The organism is Ruegeria sp. BB1 (genome assembly GCF_056539465.1).
In genome coordinates, this window is the sequence record NZ_JBQFVB010000005.1 from 36,259 (window position 1) to 54,035 (window position 17,777).

General features: G+C 58.5%; 18 protein-coding genes. 10 read left to right on the forward strand and 8 right to left on the reverse strand.

Annotation, left to right across the window (positions count from 1 at the left end; translation table 11 throughout):
• The first annotated feature begins 23 nt into the window (after nucleotides 1-23).
• The 4 genes from ACR0AL_RS12700 to ACR0AL_RS12715 all read left to right on the forward strand — a co-directional run bounded on the left by ACR0AL_RS12700 (nucleotide 24) and on the right by ACR0AL_RS12715 (nucleotide 4,391).
• On the forward strand, nucleotides 24-818 hold the full coding sequence (locus ACR0AL_RS12700; RefSeq protein ID WP_480663280.1) for a CE1 family esterase: 795 nt from the start codon (nucleotides 24-26) through the stop codon (nucleotides 816-818).
• A gap of 69 nt (nucleotides 819-887) precedes the next feature.
• A complete protein-coding gene (locus ACR0AL_RS12705) occupies nucleotides 888-1,295 on the forward strand; it encodes a cupin domain-containing protein (RefSeq protein WP_170350728.1) in 408 nt (135 codons plus the stop codon).
• Nucleotides 1,296-1,383: 88 nt separating this feature from the next.
• A complete protein-coding gene (gene pheT, locus ACR0AL_RS12710; protein ID WP_170350727.1) occupies nucleotides 1,384-3,780 on the forward strand; it encodes a phenylalanine--tRNA ligase subunit beta in 2,397 nt (798 codons plus the stop codon).
• A gap of 161 nt (nucleotides 3,781-3,941) precedes the next feature.
• Nucleotides 3,942-4,391: a YtoQ family protein gene (locus ACR0AL_RS12715; RefSeq protein WP_170361282.1), complete on the forward strand. Its 450-nt coding sequence runs from the start codon at nucleotides 3,942-3,944 to the stop codon at nucleotides 4,389-4,391.
• A 71-nt stretch (nucleotides 4,392-4,462) separates the two neighbouring features.
• Here the strand turns inward: ACR0AL_RS12715 and ACR0AL_RS12720 are convergent, their stop codons facing one another.
• The gene (locus ACR0AL_RS12720; RefSeq protein ID WP_226689292.1) at nucleotides 4,463-5,161 is read right to left on the reverse strand and encodes a glutathione S-transferase family protein; all 699 of its coding nucleotides are present in this window, start codon (nucleotides 5,159-5,161) and stop codon (nucleotides 4,463-4,465) included.
• Nucleotides 5,162-5,369: 208 nt separating this feature from the next.
• Between ACR0AL_RS12720 and ACR0AL_RS12725 the strand changes: the two genes are divergently transcribed.
• Complete coding sequence (locus ACR0AL_RS12725) at nucleotides 5,370-6,182, forward strand: mechanosensitive ion channel family protein (RefSeq protein WP_480663282.1); 813 nt, start codon at nucleotides 5,370-5,372, stop codon at nucleotides 6,180-6,182.
• A 166-nt stretch (nucleotides 6,183-6,348) separates the two neighbouring features.
• Here the strand turns inward: ACR0AL_RS12725 and ald are convergent, their stop codons facing one another.
• The gene (gene ald / locus ACR0AL_RS12730) at nucleotides 6,349-7,467 is read right to left on the reverse strand and encodes an alanine dehydrogenase (RefSeq protein WP_226689294.1); all 1,119 of its coding nucleotides are present in this window, start codon (nucleotides 7,465-7,467) and stop codon (nucleotides 6,349-6,351) included.
• A gap of 138 nt (nucleotides 7,468-7,605) precedes the next feature.
• Here ald and ACR0AL_RS12735 point away from each other — a divergent pair, with 138 nt between their 5' ends.
• Nucleotides 7,606-8,064, forward strand: coding sequence for an Lrp/AsnC family transcriptional regulator (locus ACR0AL_RS12735; protein ID WP_170350721.1), 459 nt, complete (start codon nucleotides 7,606-7,608; stop codon nucleotides 8,062-8,064).
• Between the two features lie 3 nt (nucleotides 8,065-8,067).
• Here ACR0AL_RS12735 and ACR0AL_RS12740 read toward each other — a convergent pair whose 3' ends face one another.
• The gene (locus ACR0AL_RS12740) at nucleotides 8,068-8,907 is read right to left on the reverse strand and encodes a CPBP family intramembrane glutamic endopeptidase (protein WP_170350720.1); all 840 of its coding nucleotides are present in this window, start codon (nucleotides 8,905-8,907) and stop codon (nucleotides 8,068-8,070) included.
• A 291-nt stretch (nucleotides 8,908-9,198) separates the two neighbouring features.
• Between ACR0AL_RS12740 and ppk2 the strand changes: the two genes are divergently transcribed.
• Nucleotides 9,199-10,116: a polyphosphate kinase 2 gene (gene ppk2 / locus ACR0AL_RS12745; protein ID WP_170350719.1), complete on the forward strand. Its 918-nt coding sequence runs from the start codon at nucleotides 9,199-9,201 to the stop codon at nucleotides 10,114-10,116.
• 56 nt (nucleotides 10,117-10,172) lie between these two features.
• On the opposite strand, the gene ACR0AL_RS12750 is transcribed toward ppk2, so the two are convergent.
• The 3 genes from ACR0AL_RS12750 to rpsU all read right to left on the reverse strand — a co-directional run bounded on the left by ACR0AL_RS12750 (nucleotide 10,173) and on the right by rpsU (nucleotide 13,206).
• A complete protein-coding gene (locus ACR0AL_RS12750) occupies nucleotides 10,173-11,312 on the reverse strand; it encodes a CAP domain-containing protein (protein WP_480663284.1) in 1,140 nt (379 codons plus the stop codon).
• A 203-nt stretch (nucleotides 11,313-11,515) separates the two neighbouring features.
• Nucleotides 11,516-12,703, reverse strand: coding sequence for a CAP domain-containing protein (locus tag ACR0AL_RS12755; protein ID WP_480663286.1), 1,188 nt, complete (start codon nucleotides 12,701-12,703; stop codon nucleotides 11,516-11,518).
• A gap of 296 nt (nucleotides 12,704-12,999) precedes the next feature.
• Nucleotides 13,000-13,206: a 30S ribosomal protein S21 gene (gene rpsU, locus ACR0AL_RS12760; RefSeq protein WP_005614280.1), complete on the reverse strand. Its 207-nt coding sequence runs from the start codon at nucleotides 13,204-13,206 to the stop codon at nucleotides 13,000-13,002.
• A gap of 111 nt (nucleotides 13,207-13,317) precedes the next feature.
• On the opposite strand from rpsU, the gene ACR0AL_RS12765 reads away from it, so the two are divergent.
• Both ACR0AL_RS12765 and ACR0AL_RS12770 read left to right on the forward strand, forming a co-directional pair.
• Nucleotides 13,318-14,010, forward strand: coding sequence for a COQ9 family protein (locus ACR0AL_RS12765; protein WP_480663288.1), 693 nt, complete (start codon nucleotides 13,318-13,320; stop codon nucleotides 14,008-14,010).
• Nucleotides 14,011-14,065: 55 nt separating this feature from the next.
• Nucleotides 14,066-15,052, forward strand: a complete 987-nt coding sequence (locus ACR0AL_RS12770; RefSeq protein ID WP_480663290.1) for an NAD(P)H-quinone oxidoreductase — start codon at nucleotides 14,066-14,068, stop codon at nucleotides 15,050-15,052.
• Between the two features lie 34 nt (nucleotides 15,053-15,086).
• Here the strand turns inward: ACR0AL_RS12770 and ACR0AL_RS12775 are convergent, their stop codons facing one another.
• Nucleotides 15,087-15,944 (reverse strand): DUF2189 domain-containing protein, encoded by an 858-nt coding sequence (locus ACR0AL_RS12775; protein WP_170350712.1) that lies wholly within the window; start codon nucleotides 15,942-15,944, stop codon nucleotides 15,087-15,089.
• Nucleotides 15,945-16,135: 191 nt separating this feature from the next.
• On the opposite strand from ACR0AL_RS12775, the gene ACR0AL_RS12780 reads away from it, so the two are divergent.
• Nucleotides 16,136-17,119, forward strand: a complete 984-nt coding sequence (locus ACR0AL_RS12780; RefSeq protein ID WP_170412613.1) for a quinone oxidoreductase family protein — start codon at nucleotides 16,136-16,138, stop codon at nucleotides 17,117-17,119.
• 106 nt (nucleotides 17,120-17,225) lie between these two features.
• On the opposite strand, the gene ACR0AL_RS12785 is transcribed toward ACR0AL_RS12780, so the two are convergent.
• Complete coding sequence (locus ACR0AL_RS12785; protein ID WP_170350710.1) at nucleotides 17,226-17,699, reverse strand: YHS domain-containing (seleno)protein; 474 nt, start codon at nucleotides 17,697-17,699, stop codon at nucleotides 17,226-17,228.
• Nucleotides 17,700-17,777: the final 78 nt, after the last annotated feature.

Genomic DNA, 17,777 nt, shown 5'->3' on the forward strand with positions numbered 1-17,777 from the left:
GCAGGCCCGCTAGGGTTCGACGGATGATTTACCGACTGCTCTGCCTTCTCCTGCTGACCGCCACCCAAGCCACCGCTATCGAATCCTGTCACGGCGATACCGCCTGTCGGGTCGGTGACCGCTCATATCATGTGCTGGAACCGGACAGGTGGGATGGCGAAACGCCTCTGCCGGTGTTGCTGCATTTCCATGGTTGGGCGCGGCAGGGGACCGTGGTGGTGAACCACGAACGCATAGCCGGGGCCACGAAGCTGCGCGGCGTGTTGCTGGTGGCTCCGAACGGGTTGGGCAAAAGCTGGGATTTCTGGACCTCGGACACCGGCGACGTGCCATTTGCTGACCGGGTGCTTGAGGACGTGGCCAAACGCTATCCCATTGACCCGGAGCGCATCTATGTCTCGGGTTATTCCTTTGGTGGTGCGATGGCGTGGCGCTATGTCTGCCAGTCGGGCAATGACACGGCGGCGCTATTAGCCGTTGCGGGCAGCATCCGCCAGACTGAGGAGTGCCCGCAGGCCCCGCGTGAGGTGCGCCATGTGCATGGCCTTAGCGATACGGTGATGGATTTCCCCTATGGCTCGGATGGCGACACCACCTATCCGGTGGCGCTGTGGCGGCAGAAATACGGCTGCCACGACGCGACCCCGCGTGGAGATTGGAGCGTAGTGCCGATCCTGACGCTCAGCCGCATGGAGTGGACCGATTGCGTGCAGGGGCAGGTGGTGTTGGACACGCATCCGGGCGGGCATTTCATCCCCCACGGCTGGATCGGACGGCAGTTGGATGAATTGTTGGGCCGCGCCCCGAGTTATCCCTGAACCGTTTGACATCGCCGTGCGTCCCCCTTCCAGTTAGGCGAAACGATCTGACACGGGATTCCTTGCCGCATGAAACTGCTCTTGCCCTTCGCCCTGATCCTTGCCGCCGCACCCGCCTTTGCGCGTGACATCTATCCGCCGGTTGACGTGCTGCTGCAGACCGAAACTTCGGTCATCGGCGAGGCGCTGGAATATCCCGACGGCACCCCGCAGATCACCATGGCCATCGTCACCATGCAGCCCGGTCAGAAAACCGGCCTGCACCGTCATGACGCTCCGCTGGCGGCCTATATTCTCGAAGGTGAGATCACCGTCGATTACGGCGACGCGGGCAGCCGGACCTATAAGGAAGGTGATGCGCTGGTTGAGGCGTTCCGGTCGCCCCATGCGGGTGAGAATACCGGCGACGGGATCGCGCGGATTTTGGTGGTGTTTGCTGGATCGGACAGCGTTGCCAACACAGTGACCGCGGAGTAGGCGCGGCGGTTCTACGCGCCCTCTTTCCCCTCTGCGCATTATCCGGTAAACGCGGTCTGACCCGAGATTTACTGGCGGAAACCGACCGATGAAATTCACTCTTTCCTGGTTGAAAGACCACCTCGACACCAACGCTTCGGTGGATGAGATTGCTGAGGCGCTGACTGATCTGGGCCTTGAGGTCGAAGAGATCGTGAACCCGGCGGACCGGCTGAAGGACTTTACGCTGGGCTATGTGAAACACGCCGAGAAACACCCCGACGCCGACAAGCTGCGCGTCTGTAAGGTGGACACCGATGAGGGTGAATTGCAGATCATCTGCGGTGCCCCCAACGCGCGTGAAGGGATCACCGTCGTGGTTTGCAAACCAGGCATGTATATCCCCGGTCTGGACCTGACCATCAACGTCGGCAAGATCCGCGGCGTCGAAAGCTATGGCATGATGGCATCCGAGCGTGAGTTGGAGCTGTCGGATGAGCATGACGGCATCATCGAGCTGCCTTCGGGCAAGGTCGGTGACAAATTCATCGACTGGCTGGCTGAGAATGAGCCGTCGAAGGTTGATCCGATGATCGAGATCGCGATCACCCCGAACCGCCCCGATGCGCTGGGCGTCGAAGGGATTGCCCGCGATCTGGCCGCGCGTGGCATTGGTAAGTTGAAACAGCGTGACTACACTCCGGTGCCGGGTGATTTCGAAAGCCCAATCAAGGTGACGATTGATGAGGATACGCTGGACGGCGCGCCCCATTTCACCGGACGTCTGATCAAGGGCGTTAAGAACGGACCCAGCCCGCAATGGCTGCAGGATCAGTTGAAGGCCATCGGTCTGCGTCCGATTTCGGCGCTGGTGGACATCACCAACTATATGACCTTTGACCACAATCGCCCGCTGCACGTCTTCGATGCGGACAAAGTGCACGGCAATCTGCGGGTACATCGCGCCAAGGGTGGTGAGAAGCTGGTTGCGCTGGACGAGAAAGAATACACTCTGCAGCCTGGCATGATGGTGATTTCCGACGACAAAGGCCCGGAATCCATTGCCGGTATCATGGGCGGTGAGGAAACCGGCTGTACCGAAGAAACAGTGAATGTCTTCCTGGAAAGCGCGTTCTGGGATCACGTGCAGATCGCCCTGACGGGGCGGGCTTTAAAAATCAATTCGGATGCGCGCTATCGGTTCGAACGTGGGGTAGACCCGGAATACACGCTGGAAGGGTTGGAGCAGGCAACGCAGATGATTTTGGATATCTGCGGTGGCGAAGTGTCCAAGGTCGTGGAAGCGGGCAAAGCGCCGGATCATTCGCGCGCCTTTAAACTGGATGCCGAGCGGGTGCAGTCTCTGGTCGGAATGGAAATCCCCGAAAGCGAACAACGCCAGACCCTGACTCGTCTGGGATTCCGCCTTGAGGGCGAGATGGCGCATGTTCCCAGCTGGCGCCCAGATATCATGGGTGAGGCCGATCTGGTGGAAGAGGTCGCGCGGATTGCATCCCTGACCAAGCTGCAGGGCAAACCGCTGCCGCGTATCACCGATGGCATCCCGAAACCGGTGATGACCCCGACACAACGCCGTCAGTCGATGGCGCGGCGCACGTGTGCAGCGCTGGGGTACAATGAGTGCGTTTCCTACACTTTCATCGATCAGGCCTCGGCGGCCTTGTTTGGTGGCGGGGACGAAGCGACGCAGTTGGAAAACCCGATCTCGACCGAGATGAGCCACATGCGCCCCGATCTGCTGCCCGGCCTGTTGCAGGCCGCCGCCCGCAATCAGGCGCGTGGCTACGCGGATGTGGCGTTGTTCGAGGTCGGTCCGGTGTTCCATGATGGCGAACCGGGAGATCAAAAAACGCAGATCACCGGTCTGCTGGTTGGTCGTAATGGTCCCAAGGACGTGCATGGCGCATCGCGCCCGGTCGACGTGTTCGACGCCAAAGCGGATGCCGAGGCGGTGCTGGCTGCCATTGGCGCACCCGCCAAGGTGCAGATCCTGCGTGACGGCGATGCCTGGTGGCATCCGGGGCGTCACGGCAAAATCTGTCTGGGCCCGAAAAAGGTGCTGGGCGTCTTCGGCGAGTTGCACCCTCGTGTGTTGCAAGCGCTGGATATCAAAGGCCCGGCGATGGCCTTTACGATTTGGCCGGACGAGGTGCCTCTGCCCCGTAAATCCGGAGCCACCCGTGCTGCGCTGGAACTGCGTGACCTGCAAGCGGTTGAACGCGACTTTGCCTTTGTCGTTGACGAGGGGGTCGAGGCGCTGACGCTGGTCAACGCCGCGGCCGGTGCTGACAAGGCGCTGATCGAGGATGTGCGTGTCTTTGATGAATTCATCGGTGGCAGTCTGGGCGAGGGTAAAAAATCGCTGGCCATCACCGTGCGCCTGCAACCAACCGACGCGACGCTGAAGGAAAAAGACATCGAAGCGGTGGCCGAGAAGATCATCGCCAAGGTCACCAAGGCCACAGGCGGTGTGTTGCGCGGATAGGGGCCCTGCCATAAGACTTCAAAAAAACGCGCTTCCGGGCGCGTTTTTCGTTTCACCTACGGGAATTAGGGCGTGTTTGGGATAAGTGTTTCTGGATTTTCTTGATTGGGCTTCCCGCAAATGCGCCTTAAGTAGGTTCCAAATCAATACCGGAGGTCGACATGGGCTTGAACGTATACCTATCAGGGGAAATTCACACCGATTGGCGTGAGCAAATTATCGACGGCGCACAGGGGTTGGACATCACCTTCAACAGCCCCGTCACCGATCACGACGCCAGCGACGATTGCGGTGTGGCTATTTTGGGCGAAGAGCCGAACAAATACTGGCACGACCACAAGGGCGCGATGGTCAACGCGATCCGGACGCGCAAAGGGATCGCGGATGCAGATGTGGTGGTCGTCCGGTTTGGTGAGAAATACAAACAGTGGAACGCTGCCTTTGATGCAGGTTATGCGGCAGCGCTGGGCAAGTCGCTCATCGTCCTACACGGCCCCGATCATCAGCATGCGCTGAAAGAGGTGGACGCCGCAGCCCTAGCCGTGGCCGAACAACCATCGCAAGTGGTTGAGGTCTTGCGCTATGTGCTGACAGGCAAGTTGCCGGGCTGAATTGACCCATTGAAATTGGGCTTGCAGCATAGTGTGGCTGCAAGCCCGAACAGGCCCGAGGGGGCGGGCGGTCAGTCCCGTGGCGGTGTCACAAGACCTTTCTGAACGGCAGGGCGTTCCAGAAAGCGGTCCAGATATGCTGTTACATTGGTGTGGTCGTCCCATCCGACCAGTTCCCTGGCACCATAGAAATCCAGCCCGCGTAGCCAGGGCGCGATGGCTATGTCGGCGATCGAGTACTCTCCGACGACCCAATCCTGCCCTTCAAGCTGCTGGTTCAACACGTTCAGCAGCCGTTTGGCCTCGTTCACGTATCGCTCGCGGGGGCGGGGGTCTTCGATCTCGCTGCCAGCGAATTTGTGGAAAAAGCCAAGCTGGCCGAACATTGGACCAATGCCGCCCATCTGGAACATCAGCCATTGAGTGACCTGGTGCTTGTCTGCCTGGGTCTGACCAATAAACTTGCCCGATTTTTCTGCCAGATACAGCAGGATGGCACCGCTTTCGAACAAACCAATGGGCTGTCCGTCCGGGCCGTCCGGGTCGATGATTGCGGGGATCTTGTTGTTGGGGTTCAGCGACAAGAACTCGGGGCTTTTGACATCCGCGTCCGACAGGGTGACCTTGTGTGCCTCATATGGCAGGCCGGTTTCTTCCAGCATGATCGAGGCTTTGACCCCATTGGGCGTAGGGAAGGAATACAGCTGAATCCGGTCCGGGAACTGTGCGGGCCAGCGATTCATGATCGGGTGTGGTTTGGTGTCCAGCATTGGGGGCTCCTGAGTGGATACCCCCAGAACGTAGGGCGCGAGGGGCCATCTTGGAAGCCCCCGAAGCTGTGCGCGACCGGTCAGCGCGTGTTTGCTGGCGAACAACGGGGAAATCCGGTGGAACTAGCACCTAGACCAAAGTGTGTTTTTGCCTCAGACTTTGGCAATTCCCGCGCGAAAGCCGCGGGTTTCTTGTTGTTGAAAGGAGATGGCCGTGGATGAGGTCGTAACACAGGTGGGCGCGTTTGCGCCGCTGATCATGAACGCGGTCAAGGCGCTGATCGTTCTGATCCTTGGCTGGATCGTGGCTGGGGCCGTGGGCGGCCTGGTGCGCCGCCGGATCAACTCGACTCCGCAGATTGATCCGACGTTGGGCAACTTCTCAGCCAGCCTGGTGAAATGGGTCATCCTCGCGATGGTTCTGGTGGCCGTTCTGGGGATCTTCGGGATCGAAGCCACAAGTATCGTTGCCATTCTGGGTGCCGCGTCGCTGGCCATTGGTCTGGCGCTGCAAGGGACGCTCAGCGATCTGGCGGCCGGCGTCATGCTGGTGGTGTTCCGCCCCTACAAGCTGGGTCAATATGTGGATATTGGCGGCACGGCCGGGACAGTGAAAGACCTGAACCTGTTCACCACCGAACTGGTGACGCCGGACAATGTGCAGATCATTGTCCCCAACGGGCAATCCTGGGGGTCGATCATCACCAACTATTCGGCGCATGACACAAGGCGTGTCGATCTGGTGTTTGGTATCGACTATGGCGACAACGCGGACGAAGCGATGAAGATCATTCTGGATGTCGCCAAAGCGGACGAGCGTATTCACAGCGATCCCGTACCTTGGGTGCGTGTGACCAACCTGGGCGACAGCTCGGTTGATCTGACGGCCCGTCTGTGGTGTGCGGCGGCGGATTATTGGGACGTGAAGTTCGAAATCACCAAAGCGGTGAAAGAGGCTTTCGACGCAAAAGGCGTGTCGATCCCGTATCCGCATTCGGTAGAGATTCACAAACAGGCCTGAAGGCTCCCGCCCGTCGGTCGGGCATTGATATGCCCTCCTCCGGTTGGGCCCGGCGCCGCGCTGATCGCGCGGCGTTTTCTTTGTCGCGCAGGTCGGTGAACTTTGCGTAACAACAAAAAAAGGCGCCCTTCGGAAAAGGGCGCCTTTCGATTTCTATGTGCCAGCCTTAGGCGTTGACGATGTCGCTGGGCGATACAACGTCCAGACCCAGTGCTACACCAACGGCCTCATAGGTGAGCTGACCAGCGTGAACATTCAGACCAGCCAGCAGGTGCGGGTCGTCCTGGCAAGCCTTTTTCCAGCCTTTGTCGGCCAGCGACAGCATGAACGGCATGGTCGCGTTGCCCAACGCGATGGTCGAGGTGCGCGCAACGGCACCCGGCATGTTGGCAACGCAATAGTGCATGATGCCGTCGACTTCGTAGATCGGGTCAGCATGGGTTGTTGCTTTGGAGGTTTCAAAGCAGCCACCCTGGTCGATCGCAACGTCAACCAGAACCGCGCCGGGCTTCATGGTCGAAAGCTGTTCGCGTGTCACCAGTTTAGGAGCAGCCGCGCCGGGGATCAGAACGGCACCGATAACCATGTCGGCATCCTGGATCAGTTCGGCGGTGGCACCAGCGGTCGAGTACTGGTTCTTGAAGGTTCCGCCATACACGTCATCGAGGTAACGCAGACGCGGAAGCGAGCGGTCCAGGATGGTAACATCTGCGCCCATGCCAGCCGCAATCTTCGCGGCATGCGTACCAACAACGCCGCCACCGATCACAACGACCTTGGCCGGTCCAACGCCGGGAACGCCGCCCATCAGAACGCCACGACCGCCATTTGCCTTTTGCAGGGTCCACGAGCCAACCTGCGGCGCCAGACGACCGGCAACTTCGGACATCGGGGCCAGCAGCGGCAAACCACCGCCAGGTGCGGTGACGGTTTCGTATGCAATCGCGGTGCAGCCCGATGCCAGCAGGTCGTGGGTCTGATCTGGATCGGGTGCCAGGTGCAGGTAAGTGAACAGCAACTGGCCTTCACGCAGCATCTTGCGCTCGACCGCCTGGGGTTCCTTGACCTTGACGATCATGTCGGCAGTGGCGAACACCTCTTCTGCGGTGTCCAGGATCTGGGCGCCAGCAGCGATGTAGGATTCGTTGTCAAAGCCCGAACCGATCCCGGCACCGGTTTCGATTACAACTTCGTGGCCGCGCGCGACGGCTTCTTGTGCCGCATTGGGCGTCATGCCGACGCGGAATTCCTGTGGTTTGATTTCCTTGGGGCAACCGATCTTCATTTTTCGCTCCTCCATTCATAAACTGCCTAAATAATGGGCGATCCAGAGCGCAATTTCTGTGAAACTCTGCCTGCAAAATTGCTTTTTTTCAGGAGAATCTTCGTTATATAGTCGGAAACTCGCAAAGGATTTGCGCAAATGAGCTTGGATGCGACGGATAAAAAGATTCTGGCAGCCCTTCAGCGGGATGGCCGTATGTCAAATGCGGAACTGTCCGAGCAGGTGAATCTGTCGCCTTCGGCCTGTCACCGGCGCGTTCAGCGGCTAGAGGCTGAAGGCTATATCCGCAAATACGTGGCGCTGCTGGATGCGCGCAAGATGAATGTGCCCACGACGGTGTTTGTCGAGATCACGCTGCAAGGGCAAGCCGAAGAGCTTCTGAATGCGTTCGAAAAATCCGTGGCGCGCATTCCTGATGTGCTTGAATGCCATCTCATGGCCGGCACGGCGGACTATATTTTGAAGGTTGTCGCCGAGAACACCGAGGATTTTGCCCGTATTCACCGCCAGTATTTGTCACGGCTGCCGGGGGTGGCGCAGATGCAAAGTTCCTTCGCGCTGCGCACGGTGTTCAAGACCACTGCTCTGCCGGTGTGACGTTCAGCCCGGGCCGGGATAGGTGAACAGGGCCAGGTGCAAGGCGTTAAAGCCAAAATGCATCAGAACCGGCACCCAAAGCCGCCCGGTTGCGTAATACCCCAATCCGCAGGCGGCCCCGAGGATCGAGGCGAAGACGACCAGTGCCGGGCCACCGCCCGCATGGGCCAGACCGAACAGCAGGCTGGCAGCTGCGATCCCGAGCGCCACGCCGATTTTCGACGTCAGGACCGATTGCAGATAGCCACGGAAAAAAGCCTCTTCAGTCAGGCAGGTCAGGAATAGGTTTGAAAACGCAAAAATCAGCCACCATGCGGGCAGGACTATCTCGGGCCGCACCGCACCCAGGGAAAGACCCAACGCAAACAGGGCGGGCAGTGCCGCCAACCCGATCAACAAAGGCCCGGTTCTGACCAGCCGCGCGCCATGGATCATGCCTGGCCAAGCCAGCAGAACGGCAAACAAGACCATTGGTTTGTCCAGATTGAGATACATTGTGAACGCAGCGCTGCCCGGGCCTGCCTGTACCTGATTCAGAACCAATAGATTGTGAAACCCGGGGATCAGATGCGCCCCCAGAGCCAGACACCACAGGATCAACACCAGATGCCCGAAAACGGCGGGCACACCGGTCAGACGGCGCAACCCTACAGCACCCAGCAAGCCCGCTGCCGTGATTGCCAAGGCCAGCGGGGTTAGCAGGCCAAGCACTGTTGCTGAACCTAGGAACGCTGCCAACAGGGCCAGACCCAGCCCTTGTCGACCTGATACCATGCCTATTTGTGCGGCAATCAATATGAACCAGGGCCAGATCGCAGGCAGTAGGGAAATGAAATGCGCCACATTCACCTCAGGGGGGTTGAAGGGCACTTGTGCCGACGGAATGAACCCTCTGGCAAGTAGGTTTGGGGCGGATTTATGCCAACCTGTTGGTAATGCGGCAAATCTGCCGCTTGTATCCCTGGGCGTGTAGGTTCAGATTTAGAAAAGGACCAAACCTCTTTTCGCATCGCCTTGACCTTGCTGCCATAAGCGGTTTCGCTTGGGGAAGGGCTTTATCAATTATTCTGATGACATCAGGCGGTTACACGCGCGTTGTATGGTCCGGACCCGATAGACGATAAGGATAAGACCTTGGCTTACGAACATAACGATGCCCCAAAAGATTGGCTGGAAGCCGAGTTGGAAGACACGCTGGACGAAGATTTCGAGATCGAGTTCAGCGAACCCATGCTCTCGATGGAAGTCCGCAAGATCTATAAGGACCAGCATCCCGACATGCTGGATCGCAAAGTCTATTTCCGCAATCTGCTGCGCTTGCAGGCCGAATTGATTAAGGTTCAGGACTGGGTACAGCATACCGGAGCCAAAGTGTGCATCCTGTTCGAAGGGCGTGACAGCGCCGGCAAGGGCGGCGTGATCAAGCGGATCACCCAGCGGCTGAACCCGCGGGTCGCCCGCGTGGTCGCCTTGCCAGCGCCCAGCCGCCGGGAGCAAAGCCAATGGTATTTCCAGCGCTATGTACCGCATCTGCCCGCGGCCGGCGAAATCGTGTTGTTCGACCGATCCTGGTACAACCGCGCTGGGGTGGAACGGGTGATGGGGTTTGCGTCCGAGGATCAGGTCGAACAGTTCTTTCAGGACGTTCCCGAATTCGAACGGATGCTGGTGCGGTCGGGGATCATTTTGCTGAAATACTGGTTCTCAATCACTGATGAAGAACAGCAGTTGCGGTTCCTCATGCGCATTCACGACCCGATGAAACAGTGGAAACTGTCGCCGATGGATCTGGAATCCCGCATCCGCTGGGAGGCCTATACCAAGGCCAAAGAAGACATGTTGTTCCGCACCAACATTCCCGAGGCGCCCTGGTATATCGTCGAAGGCAATGACAAGAAACGCGAGCGCCTGAACTGTATCGAGCATCTTCTGACCAAGATTCCCTATACGGATGTTCCACAGGAAAAGGTCGAATTACCGGATCGAAGATACAACCCGGAATATGAACGGCGCGTCCTGCCGGATGAGCTGCACGTTCCCAAAATCTATTGATCAAAAGAAAACGCCCCCAAAACCGGGGGCGTCATTAATTTGGAAAACCTGGGGTCTCAGAACACGAAATGTTCGTTTGCCAGGTCTGCGATCTGAGTATTTTGCAGAGTCAGAGTATTCCCAGCGTTGTCGTCGATGATCACATCATTGCCGGATTGCGAAATGTGGTTGTTCATCAGGTCGTTATACCCGGTGATCGCACTATTCAGGCTGAGGTCGATGAAGTCTTCAGAGGTGAAATCCGTGACGGTGTCCGGCCCGATGGTGAATACGAATGTGTCCACCCCGTTGCCGCCGGTCATTGTGTCAATGCCGCGGGCACCGATCAGAGTATCGTCGTCGTCGCCTCCGATCAGGGTGTCGCGGCCACGGCCACCCCTAAGCACGTCGTTGCCAGAGCCGCCCTGCAACCTGTCGGCACCCATGCCCGATTGCAGCCAGTCATTGCCGGTCGCACCCATCAACAAATCGACGCCTTGGCCACCCAGAAGGACGTCATTGCCGCCATGACCGCTTAGTGTGTCATCGCCGGTGCCGCCGGTCAGCGTGTCGCGGCCGAAGCCGCCGTCAAGAATGTCATCTCCTTCGCCGCCGTTCAGCGCGCCGGCCTGACCGGCTTTCAGAATGAACCAATTGTCTGAGGCGTCGCCCACAGTGCCTGCGTCCACGGCCTGTTGGCCGGGTTGGGTAGGTGTGCCGCCGCCAGAGCCGCCACCCGAGCCGCCACCGGACCCGCCGGTGTCCAACTGCACCGGCGCCGAGGTCGTGGCAAAGTTCTGGGTCACAATCACGGCATCCCAACCGTTGAAATTGCCTTCTTCAATCCCGATCCCGATATATTCGAAATCGGGGTTCAGTATGTTGGCCCGGTGACCGGGGCTGTTCATCAGGCTTTGGTGAAGCTGTACCACATCATCGCTGGCACCATTGGGCCCGCGTTCGGATTGCCAGGCGATGTTTTCACCCGACCTCCAACTGCCGGTGAAATCGAAACCGGCATCTCTCATCCGCTGGGTTGCGCTCGAGCCGCCCTGACCGGTGTGGCTGAAGATATCTGTCTGCAGCATCCATTCGCTGTGATCTTCGGCCGAGTCGTTCAGCTGAAGCTCAAGCTTGAGGGGTTGCAGCCCCCGACTTGTGCGTTCGTCATTGATCAATGCAAGCATCTGCCGTTCTAGATTGCTGGCCGTTGACATGATTCTGCCTCCAATTGAATTGAGTTATTTTGGCGAGACATTAATGGCGAGAATTTGACGGGATACAGACACAATCTGGACACCCCGACCCGTTCGGCGATTTGCCACCGCCTGATTCGCGTTGTTTGTGCGAAAAACTGCGCAAGTGCGCTGTGAAAGCGATGTAAGGCACCGTTTCAGTGCCTCACACGCTGCATCGGACCTTAGACAAAGTCCATCATGCATCCACTGTCGGCCGGTATCAGGATAAAGAAGTCATCCGGTGCGTCCGCCTCCATGACCGGGGCATCGTCACTCGCCGCCGGAGTGTCGTCGCACATATCCAGGGTCAGCATGAAATCGTCCTCGATGGTGTCCGCATCGGTCACCATCGGGTCGTCATTCATTCTGAAATCGTCTACCAGCGCCAACAGGTCGTTCACGAAATCCTCGATTGCCGCCAGGAATTCTTCCACGTCGAAGCAAACGCCTGCAGTCGTATCGGTGACATCCGGTTCAGGTGTTTCCGGGTCTTCGGTCTCGGTGACATCGGTGTCTGGCGTTTCCTCAACTGGGTCGTCGGTCTCGGTGACATCGGTGTCTGGCGTTTCCTCAACTGGGTCGTCGGTCTCGGTGACATCGGTGTCTGGCGTTTCCTCAACCGGGTCGTCGGTCTCGGTGACATCGGTGTCTGGCGTTTCTTCGACTGGGTCCTCGGTTTCGGTGACATCGGTGTCAGGCGTTTCTTCGACTGGGTCGTCGGTCTCGGTGACGTCGGTGTCAGGCGTTTCCTCAACCGGGTCCTCGGTCTCGGTGACATCGGTATCCGGTGTTTCTTCGACCGGGTCATCGGTTTCGGTGACGTCGGTGTCCGGTGTATCTTCGACCGGGTCTTCGGAGACAGGGTCGTCCGGCATTGCCACGTCGTCCGTGGGCGGCGTTGGTGTCGCACCGTTGTCCAGCACCACTGCAGCGTCGGTAGTGGCAAAGTTCTGGGTCACCATTACGGCATCCCACCCATTGTAGTCGCCTTCTTCAATCCCAATTCCGATAAATTCGTAGTCAGGGTTCAGGATGTTGGCGCGGTGGCCGGGGCTGTTCATCAAGCTCTGGTGCAGTTGCTCGACATCGTCGCTGATGCCTGCGGCACCGCGTTCCGATTGCCAGGCGATGTTTTCACCTGACCGCCAGCTGCCGGTAAAGTCGAACCCGGCATCTTCCATGCGCTCGGTCGCGCTAGAACCGCCCGAACCGGTGTGGCTGAATATATCGGCGTTCAGCATCCAGGTGCTGTGATCTTCGGCCGATGCGTTCAGGCGGGTTTCCAGTTGCAGCGGGGATAGCCCGCGGGATGTGCGCTCATCATTGATTAACGCCAGCATTTCTTGCTCGAATGTACTTGCAGTCGACATAGTAGCCTCCGTTTTGAATGGTCGTCTGAGTAGACGAGGCCAGTTACAGGGAGCGTCGAACGGACGGACAGAGCGGTTTAGATTTCAGGCGAATTTCAGCAGGGGCGTGCTACCGATACGGGATTCGCTGCGCTGCAAAATGCCGGGCAAAATGTTGCTTGGCCCGATTTAGCAGCTTGTCGCCTAAGGCTGAGGTGGACTCGGCGGAATGCAACCGGTGATAGAAACGACAAACCCCCGGGCGATGCCTCGGGGGTCGTCAAATAGTGTCATCCAAAGCTGGACGAGCGAGGTGCTTAGAGTAAACCTTCGCGCTGTGCTTTCTTACGTGCCAGTTTACGGGCACGACGGATCGCTTCAGCCTTCTCGCGCGCTTTTTTCTCGGACGGTTTCTCGAAATGTTGCTTCAGCTTCATTTCACGGAACACGCCTTCGCGCTGCAGCTTTTTCTTCAGGGCACGAAGCGCCTGATCGACGTTATTGTCGCGAACACTAACCTGCATGTGGTTGTCACCACCTTTCTAGATAGAGTTGCAAGGAAATTGCAGGAGTTGGCCGTATAGCAAAGCCGGTCTATCTTGTCTAGTACTGGCCCCGAGAACCGGAGACCCGCCATGACCGTTACCTATGAAGATGCAAAACAACAGCTTTTGGATGCGATGCTGACCCACGTGCCCTTTGACGGTTGGTCTGAAACCAGCTTTCGCGCCGCGATCATTGATTGCGATCTGGATGACGGTTTGGCGCGCGCGATCTGCCCCCGAGGCGCGGTTGATCTGGCGCTGGCTTTTCATGCGCGCGGGGATGCGGTCATGGTAGAGCGCCTGAAATCCACCGACCTGAGCGAGCTGAAATTCCGCGAGCGCGTGGCCGCTGCCGTTCGGTTCCGGCTTGAGGCTGTGCCTGACAAGGAATTGGTACGCCGGGGCTTGACGCTGTTTTCGCTGCCGACCCATGCGGCGGATGGGGCCAAGGCGCTGTGGCAGACCTGCGATCTGATCTGGGATACGCTGGGCGATACCTCGGACGACGTGAACTGGTACACCAAGCGCGCGACCTTGTCTGGGGTCTATTCCTCGACCCTGTTGTTCTGGTTGGGGGATGATTCGCCGGACCACCAGAAAACGTGGGAGTTTCTGGACCGTCGCATCGACAATGTCATGCAATTCGAAAAGCTCAAGGCGCAGGTGAATGGTAATCCGCTGTTCAAACCGTTTCTGGCGGTGCCGAACTGGTTTGCCAGCCAGGTGAAACCGCCCGTGAAAATGCGGGTCGACCTGCCCGGGATGATGAATCCGCGCAAGTAAGCATCTGGGCCTTCCAGAAATTGCCTGCTAGGCATTGGGCAAAGGAGATTTGCCCATGACCGAGACAATGCGCGCCGTTGAGATCACCAAACCCGGCGGACCGGAGGTTTTGCAACTGACCGACCGTCCCGTACCGGAACCCCAAGCCGGTCAGGTAATCCTCAAAGTGGCATATGCCGGGGTAAACCGCCCGGACGCGTTGCAGCGCGCTGGGGCTTATGATCCCCCGCCGGGTGCCAGCGATTTGCCAGGCCTGGAGGCGTCGGGCGAGGTCGTGGCGATCGGTGCGGGTGTCGATGGCCTGTCGGTTGGTGACAAGGTCTGTGCGTTGTTGCCCGGCGGTGGCTATGCCGAATATGTCGCCACGCCCGCTGCACATTGCCTACCGGTTCCCATAGGTATGGAAATGAAAGAGGCCGCCTGCCTGCCCGAGACCTTCTTTACCGTCTGGTCCAACGTCTTCATGCGCGGTGGGTTGAAAGCGGGTGAGCGTTTTCTGGTCCATGGCGGGTCCAGCGGTATTGGCACGACGGCCATCCAACTGGCCAATGCGTTTGGCGCACGGGTCTTTGCAACCGCCGGGTCGGCCGATAAATGCGAGGCTTGCGTCAAACTGGGGGCCGAAAAGGCGATCAATTACCGCGATGAGGATTTCGTGGGTGTCCTGCGCGCCGAAGGTGGGGCGAACCTGATCCTCGACATGGTTGGGGGCGATTATATCCCGCGCAACGTCAAGACCCTGGCTGAAGACGGGCGCTTGGTGCAGATCGCCTTTTTGCAGGGCCCGAAGGTCGAACTGAACTTCGCCCTGATGATGGTCAAACGGTTGACCCTGACCGGCAGCACCCTACGCCCACAAAGTGATCTGGCCAAGGCAAAGATTGCGCAGGATCTGCGCGAGGCGGTCTGGCCATTGCTGGACGCCGGAAGGGTGGCGCCCGTGATGGACAGCGAGTTCGCGCTGGCCGATGCCGCCGCTGCACATGCGCGTATGGAAAGTTCAAATCACATCGGCAAGATCGTTTTGAACGTCGCCGGATAAGCTGCTGACCAGCGCGCGGTTCAGGCCGCGCGCTTTAGGCGACGGCCCGGCGGTACAGGTGCCATGTGGCGTGGCCCAGCACGGGCATCACCACAATCAACCCCAGCAGCATCGGGATTGCGCCAATCACCAGCAAGGCGGCGACAATGAAGCCCCATGTCAGGATCACTCCGGGGTTTTGCCGCAGCACCCGGACCGAGGTCACAACCGCCACTGGTAGACCCACTTTGCGGTCCAGCAATAACGGAAAGCTGACCACGCTGATGGCTAGTGCGACCAGAGCAAACAGGAATCCTACCGCGTTGCCAAAGATGATCATTGTCCAGCCCGCACCGGTGGTGAACACCTGCGTGACAAAGGCGCCTAAGGATGTGGGCAGATCAGGGCCCAGCGTGTGGACGTAGATGCTCTGCGCTACCATCAGCCAGACAAGCAACAGCATGACAAGATAGAAACCCAACATCAAAATGGCACCGAAAGATGGCGATCGGAACACACCGAACGCATCCAGCCAATGCACTTCTCCCCCTTGTTCGCGTTTGCGGCTGATCTCGTACAGACCCACTGCGGCTATTGGGCCGATCAGAGCAAACCCCATGATCAGCGGCGCCAGCAGCGGCACCATGTTGCGGTTCAGCCCGAACCCGAACATCAACAATCCTGCGATCGGGTAGATCAGCACGATGAATATGGCATCTGCTCTGGTTTCCAGAAAGTCATTGTACCCAGCCTGTAGACAAGCCCGCAGGTCTTGCATTGTTAAATTTTGCACCACCGGCAGATGCCGCGTATCCGCGCTGCCGATATGGTTGACGCTTTCAGCTATGTGATCACCGGTCGCACCGATATTCTGGGCGGCCCAGCTAATCGGATTTCCAATCGTTTTAGCCATTGATTTCCCCTCCCTTTGCGTATCGCGCAGCAGGGTGGATCCGGCATCGATTGCCTGAGGCCGGACCAGCCGGCAACGCCCAGATAGCAGTATAGCACATTTTTTCACGTTACGGTTGCGTGACGCGGAAATGTGCCGATTGCCCTGATTTTCAGGCGTGTTAGCTTGGTCGCAGGCAACAGGAGGTCAGCATGCAGCAAACGGCAAGAACCGTCGTCATTCACGAACACGGCGGCCCCGAAGTTCTGAGGATCGAAGACCGCCCCGTCGGGGACCCCGGCCCCGGCGAGGTGCGTATCCGCCATCATGCCTGCGGATTGAATTTTATCGACATCTACCAGCGGATCGGGCTGTACCCGATGGATCTGCCGCACGCTCTGGGGATGGAGGCCGCAGGCGTGATCGAAGCTGTTGGCGAAGGTGTGACCCATCTTGAGCCTGGCCAACGTGCAGCTTATGCGGCGGCACCGGCAGGCGCCTATTCTGAAGCCCGGGTGATGCCCGCAGCGCAGGTTTGTCCACTACCTGACGGGATTCCGTATGATGCGGCGGCGGCGATGATGCTAAAGGGATTGACGGTCGAATATTTGTTTCACCGAACGACGCCGTTGAAACGTGGCGATACTGTTTTGTTTCACGCGGCCGCTGGTGGCGTAGGGCTGATCGCGTGCCAATGGGCCAAATCCGAGGGGATTACTCTGATCGGAACCGCCGGGACCGACGAAAAATGTAGCCTTGCCCAATTCAACGGCGCTGCGCATTGCATCAATTACCGCACCGAAAACTTTGTCGAGCGCGTAGCCGAAATCACCGGTGGCAAGGGGGTGGATGTGGTGATGGATTCCATCGGGGCGGATACGTTCACCGGATCGCTGGACTGTCTCAAGCCGTTGGGGATGATGATTTCCTTCGGCAATGCGTCAGGGTCTGTGCCGCTGATAGATATTGGGATGCTGGCGAAGAAGGGCTCGCTCAAGATCACCCGCCCGACTTTGTTTACCCATATTGCCGATCACGCGGTCTGTCAGGCGATGGCCCGACGTCTGTTCGGCAAGGTTGAGGGCGGTGAGGTCAAGATCCATATCGACCAGCGCTTTCCGTTGGATCAGGTGGACGATGCGCATCGTGCGCTTGAGGCACGACAGACCACTGGCAGCACGGTGCTGGAATTGTAAAACTCATCAAGTCCTGGGCAAATGTCACAGGGCCTGTCGCCAGCGGGAACAAACAAAAACGGCGGCGAGTGACCTCGCCGCCGAAAGACTGTCAGATGTCAGCAAATTATTGCTGCAGCTCAGCCGGATCTTTGTCAGCAATGTTTTCCCAGTTCACACCGGCTTTTTCGATAAAGCCCGGAACGTCGCCTTCCCAGCGCTCCTGAATGTCTTTCGACAGGTTCAGGTACAGTTTGTTGTCAACGATTTTCCAGTAGTTCGGGTCGCCGTCGAACTTGAAGCCCATCGCGGTGCCGAATGCGCAGTAACCGCCATATGCGGGCAGGTACGCTTCTGGGTTTTCTTCAAAGGCAGCTTTGTTTTCTTCCGAAGCAAAACGGTACAGCGCGTCGTTGTGCAGGGTCGAGATGCGGTAATCGCCTTTGGTCGGCTCGCCTACGGTGAAATATGCAACCGGGTCATAGCCCTGCATTGCCAGACCGGTCGAGCTTGCGTTGATCTCAACACCAGCGGCCAGCGCCGAGCTTGCGATTGCAACGGACAGCGCAACGCCGCCCAGAATGGATTTGAACTTGTTCATGGTTTCACCTTTCGTGAATAGGCTCGCTCTAGAGCACCTGAATTTTGCCCGGGCAAACCGGATTTTGTTTTTGCGACG